A 7,097-nucleotide genomic window follows, 5' to 3' on the forward strand; every position below is an offset into this window, starting at 1 on the left:
ATTACTTTTCTACCGCTCTCTTAACTGCTGCACCCAACTCATCTGGGTTAAATTTTGCAATAAATTGATTTGCCCCCACACGCTCAACCATTGCTTGGTTAAATACACCACTTAAAGAAGTGTGCAATATAACATGTAAGTCTTTCAATGCTGGTTCACGACGTATTTCTGCTGTTAATGTATAGCCATCCATTTCTGGCATTTCAACATCAGATATTACCAGACCTATCTGCTTATAAATACTGCCTTCATTAGCCATATCAACTAATTTATCTAACGCTTCTTTTCCATCTTTTACCATGATAGTTTCAAAACCGATAGATTGAACTGCACGCTGAACTTGCTTACGAGCGACGCTTGAATCATCTGCGATCAGTACTTTACGTATAATTTCAGGGCTGATCGCTGCCATTTCTTCAACCAAGGTTTCATTCATGGTTTCATCAATTGGTGCAATTTCTGCTAATATTTTTTCAACATCCAAAATTTCAACAAGTTCTTCGTCAATATTTGTTACCGCTGTTAGATAGTTTGCACGCCCGGTACCTTGTGGTGGCGGTAAAATCGCCTCCCAATGCATATTTACAATACGCTCAACAGACTTAACTAAAAAGCCTTGAATAGTACGGTTAAATTCAGAAATAATAATAAAACATTTATCTATTTCAGTGGTTGGGCGACCGCCAGTAGCAAGGCTTAAATCAATCACTGAAATCGTTTGGCCACGAATATGAGCGATACCTTTTACTAAAGGATTCAAATTAGGCATTGAAGTCAATCTCGGACACTGTAATACTTCTTTAACTTTAAATACGTTAATACCATAACGTTGGCGCCCCATAAGACGAAAAGTAAGTAATTCTAAACGGTTCTGCCCTACAAGTTGTGTGCGCTGATTCACCGAATCCAGTATGCCTGTCATATTTGACTCCATCTTGTGCCATTATAAATGAATCGTGAGCCTAACATAAACCCATTAAGAACACGATATACCACATGGCATTTTATATTAAAATTATGATGATAATAGAAAAACAAAGTATGAATATCACCATTTATCGACTTATAAGCGTTATCGGCATATTTATAAGTTTCTTTAGCCTGAATGTCCATGCTGCCACAGATGAGCAGCTAAAGGCAATTAAACAGGCTGCTGAATCATTTATTGAGCAGCAAATTGACACACCAAAGAATGGAATATTACAAGTGGAAGCGGTACGTATTGATAGCCGTATTCATGCGACAGATTGTCCAGAACCACTAACCACTACCTTGCCAGGAAAACTCAATACCAGCGGAAATACCTCTGTGCTTGTTGAGTGCATTACTGATAATTGGAAGGTTTATGTTCCGGTAAAATCAGAACTTATGATGCCTTTAGCTACCGCAGTATCCTCGTTATCAAAAGGACACACCATCTCAAATAGAGATATTACGATGACCTTAGTGACGAGTCGAGTCTACCGTCGAGGTGGGTATGTCAATATAAATGACCTCATTGGTTCACGTATTAAACGTAGTGTCCGGGCTGGTAATGTTGTTGAAAAAAACGACATCTGCATGGTATGTCGTAATGACAGTGTTGTAATTAAGGCTGTAAAAGGAGAGTTAAGTATCATCACGAAAGGAACCGCTTTAGGTGATGGCGCACTTGGCGATAAGGTTAATGTTAAAAATGATAAATCCAAGCGTATAGTCAGTGGGATAGTAACTAAAGTAGGAGTGATTAGTATTCGCTTCTAATAATACTGACTTTAAGCTAATTAAAATTAATTTTTTCTAAACTATCTCTATCTACTGCCGATATGATTTTTGTGGCATTAATTATGCTTAGATTTTCCACAGTTTAAAAATAATGAAAAAAGCGTCAAAAAACTTCATTATTTACTTAAGTTATTTTTTTGACAGCCGATAGATAGATTAAGAGAATGTATTAACCGGCTAAAAGGCTTGAATATATGACAAGTATTGACCAACTACGTGCTAGCCAAGCTATGGCAACATTACGCAATCAAGCTCGTGTTGATTCTGGTGATAAGTCACCTGTAAATTCAACACCGGCAATGTCTGCGAAAATGGATGCAGTTTCCTTGAGTAATCAAGGTAAAGAAATTGGCCAAATGCACCAACAACTAGCAACAGAGCCTTCGTTTAATGAAGATAAAGTTGCTGCAATTAAAGCCGCTATCGCAAATGGCTCTTACTCTGTTGATCCTGAGCGTCTAGCAGACAACATGATTAAATTTGAAGATGAATTAGCCGGCCTATAATCTTAGGCTGGTTATTTTTATCATCATATCTATATTAATAACGAGACACTATGGCTCAAACATTAACTGAATTATTAGATCTACAACGTAGCGTTGCTCTTTCTCTTTCGACGGTTCTTAGTCGCGAGAAGGTCGCTATCGCCAGTAGAAAACCAGCTGAAATGGAAAGCGTTGCCCATGATAAACTTGGCTTGCTAAACCAACTACGCCAGTATGATCAGTTATTAGGTAGCCATGCAGAAAGACAGCTTCTTTCTGAAGATAGCGCGTTAACAGAAAAAGTCACTGAAATAAAATCTATTATTCATGATTGTAAAGAAGAAAACGCCGTTAACGGTGAAGCTCTTCAACGCGCACAACTTAGTTTTAATAAACTAAATAACCTGATGCAACAAAGTCGTGGTAAAAATGGCATGACTTACACAGCTGAAGGTCAAACTCGTAATATCACAACATTAGGTACTAATGTAAAAGCCTAACCTTTTCAAAGCCCTAAAAGCCTAGAGTATCGATAACCTCTCGATATATGGCATTGTGCTATCTGATCTTTTATCTTTGACTAAATATCTAGCCTCTGATATTCCTATCTCTTACTCCCCCTAGACTCTAGTCCCTGCTTTACCTATCTCTGACTCGTCCCTAAAATCCAATTACTTTTACTCTGACCAATAAAAAACCCTCGCTACAAAAAAGTAACGAGGGTAAATATGTTGAATGAGAGTGTCTTAATAACTGTGATTAAATAACAGTCTATCTACTATTAGAATAGCGTGGTTTTTCGTTGTGTTGATGGTACGTCATAAACCTGGCCTTGGTTTTTCATTCGTTCCATTTTTTTCAAATCTAATTTCAACTCAGTTACATAACTGTCACCAACTGGGTAAGTTCTCACAACTTCAGCCCCGCGGATAATACCATCAACGCCAGCAGAGGTCGTTTCCTCTCCTAGCTGTTGATCATTCATCTCAACTTTTCCGCTAATACGCATACCATACACTTGCTCAGCTAATTCTCTATATGCATCTACTTTTGAAGCACGCATTGCTCGAATTCTCTGCTCATCTATATTTTTTCCTGCTTGCTCGCTGATACTTGCATAACCAACAGCATTTAGATGATCACTTTGTCGCATAGTGCCAAGAGGCTGACAACCGACTAGAACAAGTAGCGCTAATAGAAACCAATGTTTCATCGCAATTCTCCTTATGGACGTAGAATAATAGTATGACGCTCTGCTTTTTTAACATCAGAACGAATAATCACACCATCTTCCATACGCATTATATTTAAGGTATCTAAATCACGGCCAATTCGATCCGCAGGTAGGAAACCTTGTGCCGATGCCACAACTACTCGTGTTTGCAAACCAATGACACGAGCATTAATTAATACTCCGCCATCTTGGCGAAGCATTGTACCTGTGAGTACATAATCAACTTGCTGCTCTTGAACTAATTCTTTCCAATCACGGCTAAAAGCAAAATCACCTTGTTGAGTAACTCGGATATTGCCCGTTGTTTTATAATCAATAACTTTAAAGCCACGACGCTGAAGCTGGAAAATAAAGCTCTCTGTTACTGAGTTACCTAACCAGTTTGTTTGATCCATTTGCTGTAAATCAACAAAAGACGTAATCGCAATTGGAGAACGTGCCGACAATGTCGTGTTCGAGGTAACCAACTGCTCTGTTAAACTTTCAATAAAGTAATCCATTGTGTGTCGTGGTGTGTCCGCCAACATAAATGGGCTGCCGTTATAAGGTTCTTTACCATTATAAATTGGTGAGTAAGCGCATGCACTAACCACCATTGACAGCAAAATTACAACTAATACTCTCATTCTATTATCTCCAGATAATGTTTTAATGTACTTACTCGCTTGATTTAAGCGTCAAATTTAAACTAGGAACAAAAATTGCAGTAGTTTATGAAACGCAATTTGTAAGTACTTTTATCAATCAACAAATAATAGTTAGCAAATTTCATACCCATTTGGCAGATAGCAGCAATGAAAAGAATATTTTTTTTACTTACATCATTATTAACAATGAGTTACGCATCATCAGCAAGTGCTGAATGGTTTGAGGTAACAGGGTCAGCGAGTGTACTTACCAGTAAGAATGCGGCAAGGTCTCATGCACTAGAAGATGCCGCTTACCAAGCTATGTTATTTTCAGGGGCGGACATTAGCCGCTTAAAAGATCTGAAAACTTTTTTAGAAAACGATGAAATACGTTATCAATTCAGCGGCAATGAAATTCGCAGTATTGAAGTCGTAAAAGAGAAGAAGAAAAACGGCAAACTGTACATTACTGCTCGTATTGATATTTATCCTTCGGCAAACAGTTGCCATATTGGTCAATACAAAAAAACTGTCATGACCAGTGAGATCACCGTTGATTCTCCTCAACAAGCCGTCATGGGTAAAGTGTACAAAATGGGTGAAAGCCTCAGCACCGTATTTTCTCGTCAGCTAGATAAAGAATCACAAAGCTTTATCTCTGTTGGTACGTCTCACCTACGTATTGATAAGCGTCAACCTGAAGTGGTGAAAATGATTGCAGAAGATCACGGGGCTCAATACATTTTCTCTGGAAACATCACAGATTTAAGTGCAACTATCGAACAAAACTTACTGTTGAAAGATACGATTAATCGCCAATTTGCTATTGAAGTTGCTGTACTGGATGGTAAAACAGGCCAAACTGTTTATAACAATAATTATCGTGAAGTTGCATTATGGGATTTCCCAAAAACCAGTGAGGTTGATACTCAAAGTGCTCGTTTCTGGACATCCGCTTATGGCGAGATGGTATTACGAGTTAATCGCGATATGATGCTTGATCTAGAAAATCAATTTGCTTGTAAAATCACTCTTCCGCAAGTTGTTAGTATTAATAACAACCGTATAACGATGGATCTTGGTCGTATTCATGGTGTTAAAAAAGGCGATAAGCTGGATTTATGGCACACTGGATCTTTCATTGATCAAAGTGGCTTACCTAGAAATAAGGTTGCTAAAACGAACATAACATTAACCGTTGATCGTGTTTATGAACAGAATTCAGAACTGACTATTGATCAGCCTCAATTCATTAATAGTGTTCAAATTGGTGATGTTATGCATAAAACGATCATTCAATAACTAGTATTAAACTGGTATTAAAAAAGCCGCTGAATAATCACTTATTCAGCGGCTTTTGTATTTTATAATGGCTAAATATTACTGAGCGTTAGCTTCACGTTCTGTAATAAATGCTAATGCCATCTTGATACGAGCAACAACACGCTCTTTACCAATCATTTGCATTACTGCATCAACAGATGGAGATTGACCACCGCCAGTAACTGCAACACGTAAAGGCATACCAATTTTACCCATGCCAATTTCAAGCTCTGCACATACTTCTTCAATCACATTGTGAAGGTTTTCAGTTGTCCACTCTTCTAGAGCTTCAACTTTAGCAAGAGCAAGCTCTAATGGGCCTTTAGCAACGCCACGTAGGTGTTTCTTAGCCGCACCGGCTTCGAACTCTTCAAAATCTTGATAGAAATAGCGAGATTGCTCTGCTAATTCGATTAGCGTATTACAACGCTCACCAACTAAAGTGATCACTTCAGTAATTGCTGGACCATTCTCAAGAGAGATCTCTTTTTGATCTAGGTGCCATTGTAGGTATTTTGCTACATACTCAGGCTCTGATGTTTTAATGTAATGGTTGTTTAACCATAGAAGTTTATCAGTGTTGAAAGCAGACGCTGATTTACTTACTGCATTTAAGCTAAATAAGTTAATCATCTCTTCTTGAGAGAAGATCTCTTGATCACCATGAGACCAACCTAAACGAACTAGGTAATTGTTTAGTGCATTTGGTAGGTAACCTTCATCACGGTATTGCATAACTGATACAGCGCCATGACGCTTAGACAGTTTTGCACCATCATCACCTAGAATCATTGCACAGTGTGCAAATTTAGGTACTGGAGCACCTAATGCTTCATAGATGTTAATTTGACGAGGTGTGTTGTTGATATGATCTTCACCACGGATAACTTGAGTAATACCCATATCCCAATCATCAACAACCACTACGAAGTTGTAAGTAGGTGCACCATCAGTACGACGAATGATTAAATCATCTAATTGGCTGTTTGAGATCTCGATACGGCCACGGATCTGGTCATCAAATACTACCGAACCTTCTTTAGGGTTACGGAAGCGAATAACACAAGCATCACCTTCTTTTGCTGCAGCGTTAGCTTCAACAATTTTAGGGTGGTTTGCGTCATAGCGAGCCATCTCTTTGTTTGCTTCTTGCTCTGCACGAATTTCATCAAGCAGCTCTTTTGAGGCGTAGCATTTGTATGCTTTGTCTGCTGCAAGCAGTTGATCTACAACTTCGTTGTAACGGTCAAAACGCTTAGATTGGTAATACGGACCTTCATCCCATTCCATACCCATCCATTGCATACCTTCTAGGATCGCATCAACCGCTTCCTGAGAATTACGCTCAAGGTCAGTATCTTCGATACGAAGAACAAATTCACCACCTTGGTTTTTAGCAAAAAGCCATGAGTAAAGTGCAGTACGTGCACCACCAACGTGAAGGTAGCCTGTTGGGCTTGGAGCAAAACGAGTTTTAACCGTCATTGTTATTACCTTTTTGAAGAGGTTGCGCTGAATCTGTCAGCACCACATAATTTGTGCGCTATTTTAGCACCATAAGGTAAATCTACAATGGGAAAGACAGATCATAAACTTATTTTAAAAATAGAAAAATGGCTAAACCACTTTGATTTAACCATTTCTGAATTCAAAAAGTTATTT

At 38.5% G+C, this 7,097-nt stretch carries 8 protein-coding genes; 4 read left to right on the forward strand and 4 right to left on the reverse strand.

Annotated features, from left to right (window positions below; all coding sequences use genetic code 11):
• Position 1: 1 nt before the first annotated feature.
• A complete protein-coding gene (locus PVK62_RS07025) occupies positions 2-922 on the reverse strand; it encodes a chemotaxis protein CheV (RefSeq protein ID WP_274443590.1) in 921 nt (306 codons plus the stop codon).
• A gap of 74 nt (positions 923-996) precedes the next feature.
• On the opposite strand from PVK62_RS07025, the gene flgA reads away from it, so the two are divergent.
• From flgA to PVK62_RS07040, 3 genes are all read left to right on the forward strand, one after another.
• Positions 997-1,743 (forward strand): flagellar basal body P-ring formation chaperone FlgA, encoded by a 747-nt coding sequence (flgA, locus tag PVK62_RS07030; protein WP_274443591.1) that lies wholly within the window; start codon positions 997-999, stop codon positions 1,741-1,743.
• A 215-nt stretch (positions 1,744-1,958) separates the two neighbouring features.
• Positions 1,959-2,270 (forward strand): flagellar biosynthesis anti-sigma factor FlgM, encoded by a 312-nt coding sequence (gene flgM / locus PVK62_RS07035; RefSeq protein WP_151654688.1) that lies wholly within the window; start codon positions 1,959-1,961, stop codon positions 2,268-2,270.
• Positions 2,271-2,320: 50 nt separating this feature from the next.
• The gene (locus PVK62_RS07040; RefSeq protein ID WP_122034213.1) at positions 2,321-2,749 is read left to right on the forward strand and encodes a flagella synthesis protein FlgN; all 429 of its coding nucleotides are present in this window, start codon (positions 2,321-2,323) and stop codon (positions 2,747-2,749) included.
• A 281-nt stretch (positions 2,750-3,030) separates the two neighbouring features.
• Here the strand turns inward: PVK62_RS07040 and PVK62_RS07045 are convergent, their stop codons facing one another.
• Together PVK62_RS07045 and PVK62_RS07050 are read right to left on the reverse strand one after the other, a co-directional pair.
• Complete coding sequence (locus PVK62_RS07045; protein ID WP_274443592.1) at positions 3,031-3,462, reverse strand: LPP20 family lipoprotein; 432 nt, start codon at positions 3,460-3,462, stop codon at positions 3,031-3,033.
• A gap of 11 nt (positions 3,463-3,473) precedes the next feature.
• Positions 3,474-4,109: a FlgO family outer membrane protein gene (locus PVK62_RS07050; protein WP_274443593.1), complete on the reverse strand. Its 636-nt coding sequence runs from the start codon at positions 4,107-4,109 to the stop codon at positions 3,474-3,476.
• A gap of 168 nt (positions 4,110-4,277) precedes the next feature.
• Between PVK62_RS07050 and PVK62_RS07055 the strand changes: the two genes are divergently transcribed.
• The gene (locus PVK62_RS07055) at positions 4,278-5,414 is read left to right on the forward strand and encodes a flagellar assembly protein FlgT (RefSeq protein ID WP_274443594.1); all 1,137 of its coding nucleotides are present in this window, start codon (positions 4,278-4,280) and stop codon (positions 5,412-5,414) included.
• 78 nt (positions 5,415-5,492) lie between these two features.
• Here the strand turns inward: PVK62_RS07055 and gltX are convergent, their stop codons facing one another.
• Positions 5,493-6,920 (reverse strand): glutamate--tRNA ligase, encoded by a 1,428-nt coding sequence (gene gltX / locus PVK62_RS07060; RefSeq protein WP_274443595.1) that lies wholly within the window; start codon positions 6,918-6,920, stop codon positions 5,493-5,495.
• Positions 6,921-7,097: the final 177 nt, after the last annotated feature.

It is taken from the genome of Aliivibrio sp. S3MY1, from assembly GCF_028765575.1.
GTDB lineage: Bacteria > Pseudomonadota > Gammaproteobacteria > Enterobacterales > Vibrionaceae > Aliivibrio.